Origin of the sequence: Microbulbifer salipaludis (assembly GCF_017303155.1) — a bacterium.
Taxonomy (GTDB): Bacteria; Pseudomonadota; Gammaproteobacteria; order Pseudomonadales; family Cellvibrionaceae; genus Microbulbifer; species Microbulbifer salipaludis.
The window spans coordinates 1,470,284-1,489,669 of record NZ_JAEKJR010000002.1 but is presented as its reverse complement, the minus strand read 5'-3'; the positions used below and the strand labels follow the sequence as shown (position 1 = coordinate 1,489,669).

Here is a 19,386-nt window from a genome sequence, read left to right as displayed (position 1 = left end):
ACTAATCTTAGTCTAGGTAAAAATCAAAGCAAACTTGAGTTCCATCGATCCGACATAGTCCTTTTTTCTGAGAAATGTCGACTAGCTCCCCATCTCTATATTTAATTTTCAACTCGAACTCTGGCTGTCGCACAACTACGATCGCATTGTACTTGGCGGCATGGCTTTGCGTCCGCTTAAGACCCAATCCTCTGGCCGCTTCATCAGGATGGGAGCCGAACTGACTTAGGCCCCCTTGTGTCAATGCCCGTGAAACCAAGTAAATATCCGCGTCAACGCTTGACAGTTCAAGCTCCTTGAAAAGGTTTGGATAGTGCATTTGCAAATTGCGCTTTAGCGTCAAGGCTATGCTAAGTCCGCTATCAGAAATCACTGTTTGGATATGACGTCGCTTACCCTTATATAGCTGCAGTGCGACAAAGCCAGGCGTGGGAGTCTCACTATGCTCCTGTACATTGCCAATCAACTCCGAAAAGATAGTAAAGGCAGATTGGTAATAGTTTTCACCTGCGTGAAAGGCAAAGCGTTTGGTGAGATTTTTAGGTAAGGAATAGTCAAATTTTTCCAAATTGATTGAAGCAATTTCAACCAAACTTTCACTGTTACCTCGATACTGTTTCGCTTTAGAACCGGCAGGTCTCGCTGGCAATACTGCAACATCGGAATTCAAGTGATCGAAGAATCCCAGTCGATCAAGGTAGTTCTTTGTACTTTGACAATTTGTAAAGTCCAGTTCGATAGACTTACCTAGATAGGCGGCTTGGTTTGCCAGAGCAATTACTCTGGCCCCAGCAATTAAAAGTATTTTACAATTTTTAGGGAATCGTATTACACACCTATCCTCTTCCGAGGATAGCAAACATCCAGCTATCTTCAGGCTATTCTCAAAGTCATGCTCACTAACCCAATTCGACTTTCCAGTCAAGTCAAAAATATGGCATTCATCAGGTACATACCATTTCCACCCCTTCTGTATTAGCCCGTCAGAATTTGCGTAGAGAATTTTATTTAATGCAGACTTATCTTCGACTCCAAGAATCTTCGAAATTTGTCTTCCAGTAAGCCCCGGAGACTTACGAAGGATGTTTTTTATTTTTTCCTTATCAAGCATCACTCAATAAAATCCTTAGATTCGTGGTGTAGTAAATTAGAATCAAAATCGGCATTAAATTATGACTGCTATTTATCCAAAGAACATATGAGTTCGAATCAAATTGCAATCTTTTCAGGAGGGGCATATCGAAAGAAATCAGAGGAACATTTTCTCTTCCGCAAAGCGAACTATCCAGAAAAAATAACATGCCCCCGGCTAACATTTACCCCAATCGAGCCTGTTCAAATATCACTATTTCGCTATTCTTCAGGAGGCAGTTGCGCCAACAAATTAATAGCATGCAAATACTTCCATAAAACCACACAATGCTTTAATAACTGTGCGCTCAGAACGTATTGGGTAGTGCACCATCCATTCTGTAAATTCGCCTGCACAATGATTTAGGAGCAGGCCACCGTTAGACTGATTGTCGACAAACAAAGTAAAACCCTAAAGGAAATAACCGTGACTTGCGACAATGAGAATACCGCAATTACCGCTATGGCTGAAATCCTGTCCGAGCAGGGATTTGATGACCTAGGGTCAGCGTTCGAAGTGCTGCATAGCGAGCTGATGCTGATAGAGTACCTGGGTGCCGCCGCCTACAAGCGCTCAGGGGGGCATAGAGGCCACGCCAACGGATTCAAGCCCAGGTGCATGCCTACCCGAGTGGGAGATCTGGAGTTGTAAGTGCCGTAGACTCGTGATAGCCAGTTCTACCCTTCTGTCTTAGCGACGGTGATGCGCTGTGAGCGGGCGTTGCGATTGGCATTGGCTGAAGCCTACAGCCATGCTTAAACATCCGAGCCGAACTTGTTCATAGAAATCAATAAGTTAGCGAGTTGTTACGCAACATTTCTCTCAACTTCGTCAAATAGCCAAATTTGCAACAGACATTGGAATTCTTAGTGCAACATACGAGCAGTTAATAAAGACTGTTTCTAAGCGGGATAAGCACAGGATATTTGAGCTTTAGCTGCGAAGTTAGAATGCAACACTTTTCGAAACGGCATACATTGTTAAATTAATAATATTGAGACATCCGGATGTTTCGTATGTGCTGGCTACTCCCCAGTGTGGCCAGCGCCTCCTGGTTTGAGCCTGCGGTGCCGGCCCACAAAGATTGCAGGCGTTTACGGTGTCTCTCCGTCTGCACCATCTACATCATCTCCGCGCACCGCTACGCGCCGATTTGGCCCGCACCCTGCGTAAATCGTCACAGATTATCTCCATACCATCGAGCACACGGAATGTGTGGCGTTGGATAAGGTCTGGTGGCACAAAGAACAGATGGCCGTTGCTGACCGCTTTCAGGCCTGGATACGCTTTCCAGTCATTGAGCCAATCCGGGCGGGTTTCGCCCATGCCACTGGCGATGATGACGTCGGGATTGCGCTCGAGCACCGACTCAATACTGATTTTGGGCGCAAGCACCAGAGCATCGGCAAAGGTATTGCGGCCGCCACAGGCTCGGATCACATCGCTGATCAGGTGCTCGCCATTCAGGGTTTGCAGTGGATCGTTCCATACCTGGTAAAAGACGCTCAGTGGCGCCTGTTGCTCATGGTCACGCTTGAGCGTGCTCAACCGGGCAAACCACTGGGCCGCTGCCTGGTCGGCGATCGCGCTGGTACCGGCCAGCTGACCGAACAGGCGCACATTGCGCGGGATATCTTCAAGAGTGCGGGATTCAGTAACAAATACCTGAAACCCCAAACGCCGGAGCTTTTGCACCATCTGATCGCCGTTGCCGGAACCCCAGGCAACAATCAGGTCCGGCTTTAATGCCAGCAGGCGCTCGTAACTGACGGACTTGTAGTTACCGATCTGTGGCAGCGCTTTGGCCTGTTCCGGGTAATTGCTGTAGCTAACCGCAGCGATTAACGTGTGCCCTGCTCCCGCGCTGTAAAAGTTTTCCACGATATGCGGGGCCAGCGCCACAACGCGCTCTGCCGGCGCCGCCAGCTCCACCCAGTGCCCCTGCGCATCCTGTACGCGCACAGGATTGTCTGCGGTTACCGCTGTGGCCCAGACCAGTGCGACAACCGTTGTCAGGAGAGTGAAGATTCGAGCGTATAGGGTCTGCATATCCGACTGTTTTTGTGCGCGGTGCATGGTGTTAGATATGGCGTGATACATGGTGTGTTACTCAGACTATTCCGTTGGCCGCTAGTGCTACCCACAGCAGCAGCACTGACAACTCGGTGATTTCCACCAGGCCACCCAGGCAATCGCCGGTGTAGCCACCGATTTGTTTTTGCCATAGCTGGCGCCACAGCAAAATGACTGCAGGCAGTACAGCGGCCAAGCCGATTGCAACCGGCAGTGGTGCCAGGGCAATGCCCGCAACCGCTACTAATAATGCGACGGGTAACAGCTCGCGGTTGCGTTGGGAGTTGGAGGGCGGCACCAGGCCTTGTGCGCGTGCGTAACTGGAAAGACTCATTAAAAAAAGTGCCGCGGTCCGGGCCAGTACCGGGGCCAGTAGCAGTGGCAGGTAGATCCAAGTCCCCTGCTCTGTGGCGGCAAGCCACTCAAGCAGTGCGCTCAATACCGCGAATTTCACCAACAAAAAAATCACCAGTGCGATCACTGCCATGGCACCGCAATGGGGGTCGTGCATTACGGCAAGTATCCGCGTGCGGCGTTCCTCCGGGTCCATGCATTTATGCCCGGCAAAGTAGGCATCGGCGCAGTCGGCGAGACCATCAAGATGCAGTGCACCGGTGACTAATACCCAGAAACCCAGCAGTAATGCCGCCTGCAATTGAGCGGGCAATGGCGAAAAAAAATACGTTGCCGCACACAACAGGGCGCCGACAACCAGCCCTACCAGCGGATAGTAATACACGGATCTCTTCGCCGTTTCCGCGTCCACGTTCCGCAACAGACCGGCCACGGGCAGGCGCGTTAGGAACACCAGCGCATACAGAAACGGCTGCGTGAAACCAGTTACGCTGTGTACAACACTATTACGCGGGGTAGACATAGGCGCTCTGCGGGGGATGAAGGATAGAAAATTTTCGAGTCGATGGATTGTACTCCAGCGATGCACCGAAGCCGTACCCCACGGTCAGGGCAATCATCCGAGCGGGTTGCCACTGGTGCGCGGTAGTGAGCAGCAGTTTGATCACGCCGCCGTGAGTCACCAGCAACAGGGGTTCATCGCCATAGCGTTTCGCCAGTCCATCAATACTAGCGAGCACCCGTGTGCGGAAGGACGCAAAAGGCTCTCCCCCCGGCGGTGAATGGCGCTCCGGGTCGCGGCTCCAGGCTTCGCACAGCGCGCGTTGCTCGTGCCAGATACGATCCACAGGCTGCCTCTCCCAATCGCCAAAACCGATCTCGCGGATGCCTGCCTCGGTATGCACCGGCAGGCCACGGTCGCGCCCCACCTGCGCGGCAAATTTGTGGCAGCGCTGCAGCGGTGAGCTGATGATCCGGGTCCAGGGTGCGGTGAAAATTAGCAGACCCGTTTCCATTTGCTCCCAACCCGCATCGCTCAATGGCACATCAACATGCCCGCGAAATATGTGGCCGCCGACGCAGGCGCCGTGGCGCAGCAGATCAATCCTCAACCGGGATACCCGCTTCGCTGAAGGTAAGCATGCTGTTGTGCAACGCGAGTGCCTGCTTGATGACACTCACAGCGAGTACCGCACCGGTGCCCTCCCCCAGCCGCATATTCAGGCTGAGCAACGGTTTCACACCCAGACACTCCAGGGCCAGTTGATGCCCGGATTCATCCGACCGATGCGCGAACAGCAACCAGGCCTTCACGCTGGGGTTCACCGCCACAGCGATGGCCGCCGCCGCGGTTGCCATAAAACCGTCTACCAGTACCGGTGTGCCCCGCTGCGCACTGGCAATAAAAGCACCCGTGAGCGCTGCGATTTCAAAGCCGCCCAGAGTGCGCAGGATTTCCAACGGCGAATGCAGTGCTTCGCGGTGCAGTTCCAGCGCCGATTCGATCAACTCGATTTTGTGCTTCAGCGCCGCATCATCAATACCCGTACCGCGCCCGGTAATGTCCGCAACATCGAGCGTGAACAGCGCCGCGAACATCGCCGCGGCAGAGGCGGTGTTGCCGATGCCCATGTCACCACCCACGAAGCAGTCGCACTCGACCGCCTGACGCTGCCCGGCCAGCAAGGCGCGCTGTAATTGCGACTCGGTCATGGCGGATTCGCGGGAAAAATCTGCGGTAGAGGGGGCAATGACCTCATCAATAAGATCCGGGTGGTGCGCGGGAACCACACAACCCAGATTGATCGCGGCAAAGTCCGCATCATGTTCACGGCTCAATACATTGATGGCGGCACCGCCCTCACAGAACATGCGCAACATCACCGACGTTACCGCTTGTGGGAACCGCGACGTACCGCGCTGGGCGATGCCGTGGTCGGCGCCGAACACGCGCACAGCCAGATGGTTCAGCTGCGGCTGTGCCCTGCCCTGATATCCGGCAAAATCCACGGCAAGGGTTTCTAGCCGGCCCAGCGCACCCGGTGGCTTGATCAGTTGCGCCTGCCGTGCCAACGCTGCACGGCGTGCGGCCTCATCAGGCACCGGCGCCGGTTCATGGAGCCATTTCAATTCTTGTGACATTGCGATGTACTTCTCCAGCTCACGTCATTTTACTTTTAGCGGCAACCCGGCAATGGCAAGGGTGACGCTTTCGGCCCGCGCAGCCAGTGCCTGATGCAGCCAGCCGGCGGCATCGACAAATTCGCGGGAGAGCTGCCCGAGAGGCACGATGCCCGAGCCTACTTCATTGCTGACCATGATCAGTGGCGCGCTGCGCGATCGCGTATCGAGATACTGCAGCAGTGCCTGGCGCTCACGTGCCCAGGCGCCCTGATGCAGACAATTACTCAGCCATAGCGTCAGGCAGTCTACGAGCACACAACGGCTGTCGGCGATACTGGCGAGCGTCTCCGCCAGTGCGATGGGTACTTCAATGGTCTGCCAGCGCTCATCGCGGTCGGCGCGGTGCTGCGCGATACGGGACGACATTTCATCGTCGCCGGCGGTGGCCGTTGCCACATAAACCAGTCGGGTTGATGGCGGCTTCGCTGGCAAAACCTGCGTTTGCGCCAATCCCTGCGCCTGCTGTAACCATTGCTCCGCGTGCTGCTGGGCCAGCCGGCTTTTGCCGCTGCGCGCGCCACCAAGTACGAGGTGCAAGCCTGCATGGGTCTTATTCATCTGCCAACACCAGAGGTTTACCGGTAACCGGGTGTGGCACCACGGTGACACCGTAGCCGTAGAGCGCTTGCATGTTTTCCGCGGTCAATACGGAATGCGCATCGCCGTAAGCCATACTGTGCCCGTCCTTGAGTGCGAGAATCCGATCGCTATAGCCACTGGCCAGAGCGAGGTCGTGCACCGTCATCACCACCGCCACACCACTGCGCGCAAAGGCGCGCACCGCTTTCATCATTTCGTACTGGTGGGCAATATCGAGGCTGGTTGCCGGCTCATCCAGCAACAGCAGTCGGTCGCCCTCTTCCTCCCCGCTCCAGATCTGGGCCATTACCCGCGCGAGCTGCAAGCGTTGCTGCTCACCGCCGGAGAGTGTCGGGTACAGTCGTTCGGCCAGATGGGTGACATCCAGCGCAGCCATGGCTTGCTGGCAAATTTCCCGGTCGCGGACAATGCCGGTGCCGTGCGGATTGCGCGCAAGGGCCACCAGTTCAAAACCGGTGAATGCGAACGAAAGTGGATTGTGCTGCGGGAGAACGGCCAGTTGGCGGGCACGGCGCTGGGGCGAATAACCGCTGATGGGCTCGCCCTTGAAGGACACCTGTCCCGCCGCCAGGGATGCCTCGCCACACAGTGCCCTGAGCAAGGTCGATTTACCGGCACCGTTGGGGCCAATGATACACACCAGTTCCCCGGCCGCGATTTCAAAGTCGATAGCGCTGATCAGCGCACGCCGGTCGACGCAGACGGTCACACCATTTGCCTGCAACATGGACATTACAGGGACTCCCTGCTCTTGCGCAGTAGCGACACAAAGAACGGGACACCAATCAATGCGGTAATCAGGCCCACCGGGATTTCCACCGGCGCGATGACGGTACGCGCCAGGGTGTCAGACACCAGCAGCAGCCCGGCGCCGGCCAGCGCCGACAGTGGTAACAGCTGGCGATGATCGGGTCCTACCCACAGGCGCACCATGTGCGGCACGACCAGGCCGACGAAGGCGATACTACCCGCCACCGCCACGGAGGTGCCGACACCTGCGGCGACCAGCACAATGAGGCCCGTTTTCACCCGCTCCACATCAACCCCAAGATGCCGGGCCTGGGACTCGCCCAGCAGCAGAACATTGAGCGCGGGGCCAAAACGAAACATGGTCGCAAGCAGGCCGCACAGCACCAGTAGCATCAGCAACGCGCGCGGGTAGCTGGCCGCATCCAGCCCGCCCATCCGCCACAAACTGATACGCCGCAGCATTTCATTATCCGCGAAGTACTCCATCAGCCCGGTGAGGCTGGCCGAAAACGCGGACACGGCGATGCCCATCAGCAGCATGGTCGCCACCGAAGTCCCATTGATGCCCCGCGCCACCTGGTAGACCAACGCTACGGCAATCAGGCCACCACAAAAGGCGGCGATGGAAACCACCGGTAAACTACCGAATGCAGCCGCCACGGATGCGCCGAGCAGGATGGCGAGACTCGCACCGAAAGACGCGCCGGCGGTAACACCAATTAACGAGGGATCCGCGAGCGGATTGCGAAATAGTCCTTGCAACAGGGCACCACAGATCGCCAGTGTTGCGCCTACGGTCGCCGCCAATATGGCACGCGGCAGGCGTATGGCCTGGACGATATCCGTAGCCAGGCCGGCCTCCCCCAATCCAGTGAGCGCACTGACCACGTCAGACAGCGACAGCGAAACGGCCCCAATGGCGATCGCGACCAGAAAGCTGGCCACCAGCAGTAGTGGCAGCAGCGACCAGGCAGCGCGCAGCGCGCGAAGACGTGCCGTGGTCACGGCGTGGCCTCAAACTGTGCCAGCCAGGATTTGTCGAGATACGCTTCCACGGTATCCGCCAGACGGTCGAGTTGCTGTTGCCGATGTGCATCGAGATCCACCGCCGTGGCGTCCACAACACCACACCACTGAAGTAGCGCGCTCTGTGCCGACGGGTCGTCGAACAGGCCGTGCACGTAGGTAGCGAGTACCTGCCCATCGCCGCTGATGGCGCCATCAGGTCTCGCAGCACCATTGCCGTCGCGCAGACACAGCGCCGGATTTTCCAGCGCCGGCCCTTCGCTCGTGCCACAGTGAATTTCGTAGCCGCTGACTGCAACCGGCGACCCGCCCTCGGTGAGCCGCAGTGTACCGGCAACATTTTCCAACGCCTTGACCGGCTGCAACGTGGTGGAGAAATCAAGATAACCGAGGCCCGCTTCACTCCCGGCGGTATCTTCAATACCCTCGGGATCATGCAGCACGCGCCCAAGCATCTGCATCCCGCCGCAGATACCGATGAGTTTGCCACCATAGCGAAGGTGCCGCTCCAGTTGCGCAGGCCAGTGGTGCTCTTTCAGGAAAGCGAGATCCGCACGGACATTTTTGCTGCCGGGGAGAATGATCAGGTCACAGGGTGGGACTGGCGCTCGCACACTGACAAACTGCAGGTCGACGTTGGGAAGCAACCGCAACGCATCGAAATCCGTGTGATTGCTGATCCGGGGCAAAACGGGCACAACAATTTTCAGCCCGCGATCGCTAGCATTCACGGGTGCTAGCTGCTGACTGCTGATGGCGTCTTCCGCATCGAGATACAGATCGTGCAGGTACGGCAGCACACCGAGTACGGGTTTGCCGGTGTAGTCCTCCAGCCAATCGAGCCCGGACTGCAGCAGCTTCAGGTCGCCGCGAAATCGGTTAATCACAAAACCCACCACACGGGCACGTTCGCTCGCGGAAAGTAATTCAAGGGTACCGACCAGGTGTGCGAAGACCCCGCCGCGATCAATATCGGCTATCAGAATGACCGGGCAATCCACCGCCTCGGCGAACCCCATGTTGGCGATATCGTTTTCGCGCAGATTGATTTCCGCCGGGCTGCCGGCGCCTTCGACCAGTACCAGGTCATACTGACCTTGCAAGCGGGTGAACGAATCGAGCACCGCATTCTGCGCAGTCACTTTGTAATGGTGGTAATCCAGCGCCTGCATATTGCCAATCGCCCTGCCCTGGATAATTACTTGCGCGCCCGTATCCGACGCCGGCTTGAGCAGCACCGGGTTCATATCCGTGTGCGGTGCTAACCCACAGGCCAACGCCTGCAGTGCCTGGGCGCGGCCGATTTCGCCACCATCGGCTGTGACCGCGCTGTTCAGAGCCATGTTTTGTGGTTTGAACGGCGCTACCCGCACACCGCGACGGGCGAAATAGCGCCCGAGCCCCGCCACCAGCGTACTTTTACCCGCATCCGATGTGGTGCCCTGAACCATCAATACCGACATGGTGGGTTCAACCTTTTAGTAGTCCACGCCTTTTCGGGCTTTGATGCCGGCCTTGAACGCATGCTTGATGTCTTTCACTTCAGACACCGTATCCATCACTGCCTGCAACGCACTGCCGCCACCACGTCCGGTGACGACCACACTCTGCTCCATTGGTCGCTGCGCGATTGCATCAAGCACCATTTGTTCATCGAGGTATTTGTACGCGAGCATGTAAGTGAGCTCGTCCAGCACCACCAGGTCGTAGCCGGGATCGGTGAGCATTTTGCGCGCTTCAGCCCAGGTTTTTTCCGCTGCCGCGATGTCGCCAGTGCGGTCCTGGGTGTCCCAGGTAAAGCCGGTGCCCATCTGGTAAAGCGTAACCTGTGGGCACTGGTTCCTGATATAGAGTTCCTCACCGGAGAGCTGCGCCCCTTTGATAAACTGCACGACTCCCACCTTGTGACCGTATCCCAGTGCACGGATGACCATGCCGAACGCCGAACTGGACTTCCCCTTGCCGTTACCGGTGAGCAGAACTGCGACACCACGCTCGGTATCCGCCGCGGCGATATTGGCATCCACCTTGGCTTTCTGCTTTTGCATGACTTCTTTGTGCCGCGTATTTTTTTTCTGCTGGTCGTCCGACATGATCACCTCATCAGTGGATAGCGTGCTTCGGGCTGGTTAAAACGTGAATTCTACACCGGCGTATCCTGCCGCACCCGCGGTGTTATAGCCGGGCACCTCGTAATACGCCTTGTCGGCAAGGTTTTCCCCGCGAAAGAACACGGTCGTTGCCGCGCTCACACGGTAGCGCAGGCTCGCATCCAGCACCTGGTAATCGTCCATCGCCGACCCATCGATATCCACCGCATCGGCACTGGAGCGGATGTTCAGCGCCACACTCAGCGCACTGGATGGCTGGTAGCTAACCCCAAAGTTTGCCAGCTGTTTCGGGCGTCGCACCCGCGGCGTATCGCTGGTGGTCTGGCTGTCGGTGTAGGTGTAATTGGCAGAAACCCGCAGCGTGTCACTCAGCTGGGCGTTCGCAATCAGTTCCACACCGCGGGAATGGCTGCGGCCGCCGCTTTGCAGATAGCCGGTATAGTCGACGAGATCAAAACCGATTTCATTTTCGATGATCTGATCGAACTGCACGAACTCAAGATGCAGCGCGTTATCGCCAAAATATTCGATCCCCCACTCCACACCGCGGCTTTCTTCCGGGGCCAGCAGTGGCAGATCGGGATTATTTTGCGAGCGGTTGTAGTTGATCTCGAAAAGGCTCGGCGCACGGAAGCCGGTGCCATAGCTCGCCTTCAGTTTCAGGGAGCCATGGGCAAAAGAATCGAGCAGGTACGCCGTACTGGCCCGAAAACTGTTGTGGCCGCCAAAGTCTGAATTATCGTCGTGGCGCAGGCCCAGGGTGAAAAACACCTGTTCCGCGTAAGCGCCCTGATACTCCGAGTATGCCGCCCAGCGATCACGATTGAGGTCGCGCACAGTATCTTCGCGGCGCTCCAGACCATAAATGAACGCCTGCGATTCAGCCAGGCCTGCGGAGCCGTTCAGGTTCAGCGTCTGTATGTCGCCCTCGGTATCGTACGAGACGGCACCGGCTGCATAGTTGGTGCGGCTCAAATCGGCACGGGAATAGGACAAGGTTTGCTGGCCACCTTCGCTATCCCGAGCGAGGCTGACCCGTGTGTTTTGCTGGCGGAAGTCTTCGGTACAGACATCCTGGGTAACCGGCCAACCGCAGCGATCAAATTCGCCGCTGGCTTTGGTGTCCCGCACAATGGCTTCAGCGCGCCATTCTTCCGACAGATTCCAGCCAGCACGACCGTGCAGGGTCGTATTGTTATAGCCGTCGTCGTCCTGAAGCTCGGTATCGAAGGTGCTGGTGTTAAAGCCGCGGGTATGGGCTTTGCTGGCGGTAACAAAGTAATCCAGCGCTCCGGCAGCACCGCCGGCGCTCGCATTGTAGCGTCTGGTGTCGAAACTACCGCCCTCAGCCCCGATATCGATCCTGTGCCCGGTGTCATCACGGCGCGTGGAAATATCCAGTACGCCACCCGCGTCGGCGCCATAGAGCATGCCCTGAGGACCGCGCAGCAGTTCGACACGCGCCAGGCCGTTGCTCAGAATATGCTGGATTGGGGCACCGCCCTGGGTGCCGGTGGGATCGGAGATTTCGACCCCGTCGATACGCACCAGGGTGCGGAAGCCGTCTTCACCGCGTACGCGCAGAGTCGTTGCCCTGCCCATTCCTCCGGAGTTGGAGACGGAGACGGAAGGTGCGCTGCGCAACACATCGGCCAGCGAGGCAAGGCCGCGGGCCTTGATGTCGGCTTCGTCCAGGACCGTCACCGAGGTAGCCACACGGCGCAGGGGCTCGCCCTGTCGGGCGCTCACGACAATGATCGTTTCCAGATCGGGAATCCCAGGTTCGGATTCGCTACTGGTGCTGGTGGTAATGGTGTTGGCAAACGCCGGAACGCTGACCGCCGATGCAACAGCGCAGCTCAATAGAATTTTATTCAAGTTTCAACCCCTCGGAAAATTCGGATGGGATCGAGGGAGGAATAGCAATGCGGCGCGCCCGGGGCGCGAGAGGTCGTATTGCAGGATGGTAGCCCTCCGCTCCATCATGATTCGATCACAGGCCGGTATCGGGCTTACTGCGCCACCTGTTGCCAGGGGGAGCAGATCACCGTTGCGGGGGCAGCGCCGGATTTCCGGACTTCCCGTTTAACCCTCTCAGCGTGATTCCGCGAAGCAGTGGAATCGCGCAGAGGGCACCTCGGATCGCGCAGCGAACTTAGGGGAACGATACTGGAAAGTCAACAGCGCTGTTGCGATGGGCCATCAGGAACGCCGGGATCGCCTGCTCCAGCCAGTACTCCGGCCGCCACAGGCTGCCGGCAACAAAGCCCACATGCCCGCCCCGCTTGCTTAACTTGAGTGTCACCGCGCCGCTCACATCCGATGGCGTGGGCACCGCGTTCGGGCACACAAAAGGATCGTCCATTGCATGAATCAATAATGTGGGTTGGGTTACGCTGGCGAGATACGGCCGACTGGAAGCCCGGGTGTAGTAGTCGTCAACGCCACGAAACCCGTGCAGAGGCGCGGTAAAGTGGTGGTCGAAGGTGCGAAAATTCTCGAAATAACGGGCATTGCCCAGTGGCGGCATTGCGGCGGCCAACGCCGGGTCCTTCGCTTTGCGCCCGAGGCTTTCGCGCAGACTGGTCAACAGGTGCTTCTGGTACACCTTGGAAAAGCCGGTATCCATCCGCCGGCTGGACAGGTGCAGATCAAGTGGCGCGGAAACAGAAACGGCGGCGCTGAGAGGACTGCCTGTACCGTCTTCCCCCAACCACTTCAATAGGACATTGCCACCGAGCGAATACCCCACCGCCATCAGCAGCGACGCCGGAAAATGCGCTCGCAGGTGGCCGGCGAGCCAGCGGGCATCGCCCGTGTCGCCGCTGTGGTAGGCCCTGGGCAGCAGGTTGGGGATGCCACCGCACCCACGAAAATGCATGACCGCAACCTGGAAGCGCTTTGCCACAAGTGCCTGCATCAGCCCCTGCACATACGGAGACTCCACCGACCCTTCAAGGCCGTGCAGTATCAGGACGATTGGGCGGTGTGGATCGTTTTGCAACGGTGCCGGTGTGTGCAAAGCCAGGCGGTCGCCATCCGGGGTAGCCAGCCACTGGCGCTGCGTTTTGATCCAGGGCTTGGGTCGGTGGTATCGGGGAAACAGGGTCTGCAGGTGGCAGTTGCCGAGCCCGATGGCGGGCTCGAACGCTGGAATAATCAATGGAGGAACGCCCTTCGCATGATTCACAAAGGCGTTAAGACTAACCGCGCTCTATGCGCTTTACCAGTTACAAAAAACGCCGCTCAGGAAGCCTCTGGCGCGGTCACTTTTTCGTAGAAACGGTATTCACCATTGGCCTGTATGGCATACACCACATAAGGCGCAAAGTTTTTGCCACGGTACATGCCGGGGCTGCCCTGAGGCATCCCGGGTACAGCGAGGCCAATACTGTTTGCGGGAGGATTGGCAAGGAATTTACGTATCAGGCGCGCCGGCACATGCCCTTCAAATACGTACTGCCGATTCCACACCCCGGTATGGCAGCCCTGCATGCTTGGATGAATGCCCCACTGCTGTTTGACGGCAGCGGTATCCAGGCCATTTTCGCTGCTCACAGTGAAGGCATTCTGCTCCAGATGGGTAATCCAGTCATTGCAACACAGGCAAAACGGGGACTTGTAAACCACGATTTCGCTGTCCGCGCCCTGCTCCTGGCGGGTATCGGTTGTACTGCAGGCCGCCAGCGCAGCGACGACGCAGAGCGAGGCTGCAATACGCCAGAATGTATAGGAGCCGTTTCGCTCAAAGAGTTTCAGCATAATAGATCGCATAGTGTTGTTTATTATCGGTCCAGAATTGCGTTGGATTGAAACCGCTCTCCCGCAGCAGAGCCTCCAGCCCTGCCCGGGTATATTTGTGGCTGTTCTCCGTATGGATGGTCTCGCCTTCCTCGAAGTCAAACGTCTGCCCGGCTACCTGTACTTTCTGGTCACACAGACTGACGAGATGCATCTCCACCCGCTGCCGATGCGGATGGTAGAAGGCGCGATGTGCAAACGCCTCGGTGTCGAAATTTCCATCCAGCTCACTATTGATGCGCGACAACAGATTCTTGTTGAACCGTTCCGTGACATGATCACTGTCGGCATAAGCGCGCTCCAGCACCACGGAGTCCTTCACCAGGTCAACGCCAATCAACAGCCCATCTCCGGTAGACAGGTAACTGCGAAACTGCGCAAGCAGAGTGCTGGCCTTATCGGGCGAAAAATTCCCGATAGTCGATCCCGGGAAAAAGATCACTTTTCTATGCGACGACGGAGGGATTTCCCCCCAGGGTTGCGCGCAGGTAAAGTCGCCCACCACCGGCGTGACCGTGAGATCCGGCAGCCGGGCCTGAATGCGTTGCTGTGCATTCAGCAGAATTTCCGGAGAGATATCCAGTGGGTAAAAGGCGTGGGGGGTATCCATGGCCGTCAACAGTGGCTCTGCCTTTTCGCAGTTCCCCGCACCCGGCTCCACCAGCACAGCAGACGGCCCCAACAATGCCGCCATGCTATCGAGGTTGGAGTGGAAAATATCCGCCTCGGTGCGTGTCAGGTAGTAATCCTCCAGCTCGCAAATCGCCTCGAACAGTTTTGAGCCGGCTTCGTCGTACAGGTATTTGCACGGCAGGGTTTTCTGTTTGCCCGACAGCCCCGCCAGAACATCAGCCTGGAATGCCTCCCGGTGATCATTTTGAAAAGCGCTATGATCCCCGCCCCTTCCCTTGATTGATGCCTGAACTGCCATGTTCACTATAGATCTCCTGCCAGTCGAACACCGGTGAATTGCCATGCCTGGTGCGGATAAAAGAAATTGCGATAGCTGATGCGGATATGATCGCGGGGCGTCACACAGGAACCACCACGCAACACCATCTGATTGCACATGAACTTTCCGTTGTATTCGCCTACCGCGTCTTTGCTCGCACGAAAGCCCGGATACGGAAGATACGCACTGGAGGTCCACTGCCAGAGGTTACCGAGCAACTGTGCCTCACCAGCCCCCGCCTCCCATTCGGCAACAGGCTGGAATTGCTGCGACTCCAGCATATTGGCATTGCCTGCCGAATCCTTGTGACAATGTAGCCAGGCGGCGATCTCCCATTCAAACTCGGTCGGCAGGCGTTGCCCGGCCCAACTGGCAAAGGCATCGGCCTCGTAATAGTTCACGTGGCACACGGGTGCAGACAAATCCAGTGGCTGTAAACCGGCGAGGGTAAACTGGAACCATTCCCCATCCCGTTGCGTCCAGTAGATCGGTGCCCGGGCGTTCTCTTGCTGTACCCGGCTCCAGCCATCCGACAGCCACAGGCGTGGCTCTTGATAGCCACCCTCCTGAAGAAACTCGAGATATTCGCCGTTGGTAACCAGACGCGATGACAGACGGAATGCCGACTGGAATCGCTGATGGGCCGGCCCCTCGTTGTCAAAGCAGAAAATTTCCCCATCACTGCCCACGGTGTAGTTGTCCTCGGGCACCGTGAGCCACGCCTGTGGCGGTATGTCTTCAGACGCACGGTCGCCCTCAGCATCCTCCTGGTAGGCGGGCAGCAGCGGGTTGATGGAAAATGCATGCTTGATATCGGTCAGCAGCAGCTCCTGATGCTGCTGTTCGTGGTTCAACCCCAGTATCAGCAATTTTGCCTGCTCAGTGGAAACCTCTTCCTCACACAGCCACTGTTCAATGGCCCGATCAACACGGCTGCGGTAGCTGAAGATCTCTTCAATAGACGGCCGGGACAGCAGCCCACGGTGCGGCCGCGAGAAGGGTTTTCCCAGGGAGTTGTAATAGGAATTGAACAGGGTGTGATAGGCGGGGTGGAACGGCTGGTAATCGGAGAGCGAGGATTGCAGGATGAAGGTTTCAAAAAACCAGCTGGTGTGGGCCAGGTGCCACTTGCTGGGGCTCGCATCCGGCATCGACTGGAGCTGCATATCCTCGGCACTGAGTGGGTCAGCGAGCACCAGTGTCTGGCTGCGCACGGCTTGATAGCGCCCAAGTAGTCCGGCGCGCTCATCGATCGATAATTCGCGCTCCGGCTCATGCCAGTAACTGTGCTCAGAAATCCCCGCCGCGACGTTACCTGCGGCTGCCCCGTCGGATACCCCTTGCGCCTCTCGTCGATGTGGCGAGATCGGCGAATCCGTGTCTGAAGTCAGAATCATTCTCTGGTCCGTCGACTGCATTGGCTGTTAATGATCATACATGCATTGTGGTGCGTTCCTATGTATCTGGACGGCTTGCGGTTGAACTTGACGCCAACAATTTCCCCGTGCTCGGGTTTTGCGCACATAAAAAAAGGGCCGGCAACTGCCGACCCTTTCCGGTGATCACATGGTTAACGCGATCAGAAGCGAACGGTGAAGTCCGCTCCGTACATGCGCGGCATGTAGCGCCAGGCGGGGCTGGCGCCGATTGCTGCACCGGTACCGCCGTAACCACCAGCGATCTCCTCATCGGTAACATTCTGCACCCACAGGGCGGCAGAGTAACGGTCAGAGCCGCTGTTCCAGCCAGCACGCAGGTTCATCAGCTGGTAATCCGGGATAACACGTGCGGGATCACTGATGGAGCCAACGCGCTCGTCGGTCCAGTTGTAATCGCCACGCAACACCACGTCACCGCCATCGGCCAGATCAAAGGTGTACTCGGCCATCAGGTTGAACTTGTTCTCCGGTGTGCCGACACGGGGCTGGCCGACGCGGGAGTTTCTCTCGACGGTCTCACCAATGGATTCGATGATCTGGTAGCGAGTGTACTCTGTCTTCAGGTAAGAGTAGTTGCCGGCAATAAACAGGCTATCGGTAGCCGCCCACTGCAGCTCCATCTCGGCGCCGTTACCTTTTGCATCGGCGTTACGCAGGTAGTAATTCGGGATCGGGTCGCCCACCAGGTCCAGCTGCTGCAGGTTCTTGTAGTCGTATGCGAATACAGACGCATTGAAACGTACGGCGTTGTCGAACAGGCTGCTCTTCATGCCGATTTCCAGGTTGGTCACACCCTCCTGGTCAAACGACGGGTCGATACCTTCGGCAACGGTAAAGCTGTTGAAACCACCCGCCTTGAAGCCGTCAGACAGGGAGATGAACGTCATTACGTCATCGTTCCAACGGTAATCCAGAACCACACGTCCGGACAGATCATTCCAGGTGTCATTCAGCTGCTCATTCAGGTCCGGGTTACCGCTGTTGTTAAACGCCAGGCCAAAACGCAGAGGGATCTGGGAGAGGTTGATGGTCAATGGAACGAAACCGCCCATACCATCCGGTACGATTACCGGGTTGCCACTATCGTCCATGACGTTAATGTCCATATCCGCAACCGGCAAGGTGTTCTGATAGCTGCTGACGATGGAGAAGTCTTTTTCATCCGCGGTGTAGCGCGCGCCCACCGTCAGGTCCAACTTGTCCGTCAGGCTCCAGGTGGCATCGCCGTAAATTGCGGTAGAGCGGTAGTCGCCTTCGTTGAATACCGTTTCAGTCCATGGCGTGTCAGCGGCAACAAACGGCGCTACGCCCATGTAAATGGAGCCCAACAGCTGCTGTCGCTGCAGCTGGTATGCAGTGGGCAGGCCAACACTGGTGAACAGCTGATCTTCAACGCCGCCCGGTGCCACGAACAGGTCGTACATGAACTGGGTGACCGCCGCACCTTCCTGACCGGAGTCCTTCAGAGCCTTACGGGCAGCCACGGCCAGCTCTTCCTGCTGGGTAGTGGGCATGGCGTCAAACACGTCTTGCGGGATGCCCAGAAGACCCATGGAATCAGACTGCAGCCCTTTGTACACCGCAAAAGACTCGAGAGAGCCACCGGTGAAGTAGGCTTCGGTGGTGTGCTCCAGCTGCTCGCGCGAGTAGGATGCACCCAGGGTCCACTTGAGGGTATCGGTGGCGCCGTTCAGGCGGAATTCCTGACTGAACTGCGTCTGGTCATCCAGGTTGGCAGAACCGAACATGTAATCCGGGTTGGCGGTACCGTCTTCATCCTGTTGCAGGTGCGCTTCAAAGCCACGGTATGCGGTGATGGAGGTGAAGGTAACATTTTCGAAGTCGTGCACGATGGAGACGGAGGTTCCCCAGGAGTCGCGATCCTCGATGGTCGGAGTGTCCAGGGCGTAGTCACCAAACACGTCACTGCCGCCATCAGCGGCCTGCAGGGTAGGCACAATCGAGCTACGCAGGGCGCTGCCCTGGTCCATGATGCCGTACTCTGCACGGACCAGAACTTCGGTATTCGCGGTTGGTTCCCACAGCAGCGACGCGCGATAAGTCTGGGTGTCGATATTGCCGACTTCGAAGTCGTTGGCCAGGTTATCAGCGAAGGAATCGCGGCGGTTGGTCGATGCCGTGAAGCGACCGTAAACGTTGTCGGCCAGTTGGCGATTCAGCAGCAGATCGGTGGACTGGCGACCATAGTTACCCGCGGTCAGGTTCAGCTCGGTAGTGTCGTCGGCCTGCGGCTTCTTGGAAATAATATGGATGGCGCCGCCTGTAGCGTTGCGGCCAAACAGGGTCCCCTGCGGGCCCTTCAATACTTCCACACGCTCAATGTCCGCCAGCGGAATCTCAGCACCAGCGCCACGGCCGGTGTACACACCGTCCACATAAACCGCTACCGCGGGGTCAGAACCCACGGTGAAGTCGCCGGTTTCAATGCCACGCACACTGTAGGTCGGCTGCAGCGGGGTATCATTGTTCATTTCAACGCCCGGGGTAAATTTACCCAGGTCGGTCAGGTTTTTGACACCCATGGCCTTCATGCTGTCGCCGGTAAAGGCAGAAATGGCAATCGGCACGTCCTGCAGGTTTTCCGCGCGCTTCTGCGCGGTTACCACAACCTCTTCGATCTCTGCCGCAGAGGCGGCGCCGCTGAGTGCAGTGGTTACCGCTATAGCAGCGGACAGGGTGGACAGGGTGAAGGCCCGGTTTTTACCGGACAGATCTGCGTTGTACATCATCGCGTCCTCGCGTTTTTAGTTATATGAAAAGCGTGATGGAAAAGAATCGTTATTCATAGTCAAGTTCGGCCATCTTACGGGGACGCTTGGCCCAAGAAAAGCTTGTTGTGACCTTTTTATTGTGACCGGTCAGTTTCGGGGGCCGCTAATGTGAAGTGGTGCGCCAAAATGGCACGATGATCATCCTTAGGTAGTGCTTTGTGACCAGATAAAG

17 protein-coding genes and 1 riboswitch are annotated in these 19,386 nt (G+C 57.4%); of the genes, 1 reads left to right on the top strand and 16 read right to left on the bottom strand.

All coding sequences use genetic code 11. The features are described from left to right. Nucleotides 1-7: 7 nt before the first annotated feature. Entirely contained in the window at nucleotides 8-1,114 is a 1,107-nt protein-coding gene (locus JF535_RS11920) for an ATP-binding protein (RefSeq protein ID WP_207002365.1), read from the bottom strand. Between the two features lie 444 nt (nucleotides 1,115-1,558). Here JF535_RS11920 and JF535_RS11915 point away from each other — a divergent pair, with 444 nt between their 5' ends. Beyond that, nucleotides 1,559-1,783 carry a hypothetical protein gene (locus tag JF535_RS11915; RefSeq protein WP_207002363.1) on the top strand — a complete coding sequence of 75 codons (225 nt, stop codon included), beginning with the start codon at nucleotides 1,559-1,561 and terminating at the stop codon, nucleotides 1,781-1,783. Nucleotides 1,784-2,257: 474 nt separating this feature from the next. Here JF535_RS11915 and JF535_RS11910 read toward each other — a convergent pair whose 3' ends face one another. From JF535_RS11910 to JF535_RS11840, 15 genes are all read right to left on the bottom strand, one after another. Further along, nucleotides 2,258-3,181, bottom strand: a complete 924-nt coding sequence (locus tag JF535_RS11910; RefSeq protein ID WP_207002361.1) for a cobalamin-binding protein — start codon at nucleotides 3,179-3,181, stop codon at nucleotides 2,258-2,260. A gap of 61 nt (nucleotides 3,182-3,242) precedes the next feature. Continuing rightward, nucleotides 3,243-4,082: an adenosylcobinamide-GDP ribazoletransferase gene (cobS, locus tag JF535_RS11905; RefSeq protein WP_207002359.1), complete on the bottom strand. Its 840-nt coding sequence runs from the start codon at nucleotides 4,080-4,082 to the stop codon at nucleotides 3,243-3,245. Next, nucleotides 4,066-4,671 (bottom strand): histidine phosphatase family protein, encoded by a 606-nt coding sequence (locus JF535_RS11900; RefSeq protein WP_207002357.1) that lies wholly within the window; start codon nucleotides 4,669-4,671, stop codon nucleotides 4,066-4,068. Before JF535_RS11900 ends, cobS begins: the two co-directional genes overlap by 17 nt. Further along, nucleotides 4,661-5,701: a nicotinate-nucleotide--dimethylbenzimidazole phosphoribosyltransferase gene (cobT, locus tag JF535_RS11895; RefSeq protein ID WP_207002355.1), complete on the bottom strand. Its 1,041-nt coding sequence runs from the start codon at nucleotides 5,699-5,701 to the stop codon at nucleotides 4,661-4,663. Before cobT ends, JF535_RS11900 begins: the two co-directional genes overlap by 11 nt. A gap of 24 nt (nucleotides 5,702-5,725) precedes the next feature. After that, complete coding sequence (gene cobU / locus JF535_RS11890; RefSeq protein WP_207002354.1) at nucleotides 5,726-6,301, bottom strand: bifunctional adenosylcobinamide kinase/adenosylcobinamide-phosphate guanylyltransferase; 576 nt, start codon at nucleotides 6,299-6,301, stop codon at nucleotides 5,726-5,728. Beyond that, nucleotides 6,294-7,076, bottom strand: coding sequence for a heme ABC transporter ATP-binding protein (locus JF535_RS11885; protein ID WP_207002352.1), 783 nt, complete (start codon nucleotides 7,074-7,076; stop codon nucleotides 6,294-6,296). The genes cobU and JF535_RS11885 overlap by 8 nt, the downstream gene beginning before the upstream one ends. Beyond that, nucleotides 7,076-8,098, bottom strand: coding sequence for a FecCD family ABC transporter permease (locus JF535_RS11880; RefSeq protein WP_066964448.1), 1,023 nt, complete (start codon nucleotides 8,096-8,098; stop codon nucleotides 7,076-7,078). The genes JF535_RS11885 and JF535_RS11880 overlap by 1 nt, the downstream gene beginning before the upstream one ends. Next, nucleotides 8,095-9,582 (bottom strand): cobyric acid synthase, encoded by a 1,488-nt coding sequence (locus JF535_RS11875; protein WP_207002349.1) that lies wholly within the window; start codon nucleotides 9,580-9,582, stop codon nucleotides 8,095-8,097. The genes JF535_RS11880 and JF535_RS11875 overlap by 4 nt, the downstream gene beginning before the upstream one ends. Nucleotides 9,583-9,597: 15 nt before the next feature. Then, nucleotides 9,598-10,212, bottom strand: coding sequence for a cob(I)yrinic acid a,c-diamide adenosyltransferase (gene cobO / locus JF535_RS11870; RefSeq protein WP_207002348.1), 615 nt, complete (start codon nucleotides 10,210-10,212; stop codon nucleotides 9,598-9,600). 36 nt (nucleotides 10,213-10,248) lie between these two features. Beyond that, a complete protein-coding gene (locus JF535_RS11865) occupies nucleotides 10,249-12,108 on the bottom strand; it encodes a TonB-dependent receptor plug domain-containing protein (RefSeq protein WP_207002346.1) in 1,860 nt (619 codons plus the stop codon). Nucleotides 12,109-12,211: 103 nt separating this feature from the next. After that, a riboswitch (cobalamin riboswitch) is annotated at nucleotides 12,212-12,385 on the bottom strand. Further along, complete coding sequence (locus tag JF535_RS11860) at nucleotides 12,386-13,393, bottom strand: hydrolase (RefSeq protein WP_242523809.1); 1,008 nt, start codon at nucleotides 13,391-13,393, stop codon at nucleotides 12,386-12,388. A gap of 83 nt (nucleotides 13,394-13,476) precedes the next feature. Next, nucleotides 13,477-13,992, bottom strand: coding sequence for a DUF411 domain-containing protein (locus JF535_RS11855; RefSeq protein WP_207002344.1), 516 nt, complete (start codon nucleotides 13,990-13,992; stop codon nucleotides 13,477-13,479). Beyond that, nucleotides 13,976-14,962: an L-histidine N(alpha)-methyltransferase gene (gene egtD / locus JF535_RS11850; protein ID WP_207003771.1), complete on the bottom strand. Its 987-nt coding sequence runs from the start codon at nucleotides 14,960-14,962 to the stop codon at nucleotides 13,976-13,978. The genes JF535_RS11855 and egtD overlap by 17 nt, the downstream gene beginning before the upstream one ends. A gap of 5 nt (nucleotides 14,963-14,967) precedes the next feature. Continuing rightward, a complete protein-coding gene (gene egtB, locus JF535_RS11845; protein WP_207002342.1) occupies nucleotides 14,968-16,380 on the bottom strand; it encodes an ergothioneine biosynthesis protein EgtB in 1,413 nt (470 codons plus the stop codon). A gap of 182 nt (nucleotides 16,381-16,562) precedes the next feature. Beyond that, nucleotides 16,563-19,172 (bottom strand): TonB-dependent receptor, encoded by a 2,610-nt coding sequence (locus tag JF535_RS11840; RefSeq protein WP_242523808.1) that lies wholly within the window; start codon nucleotides 19,170-19,172, stop codon nucleotides 16,563-16,565. Nucleotides 19,173-19,386 lie beyond the last annotated feature (214 nt).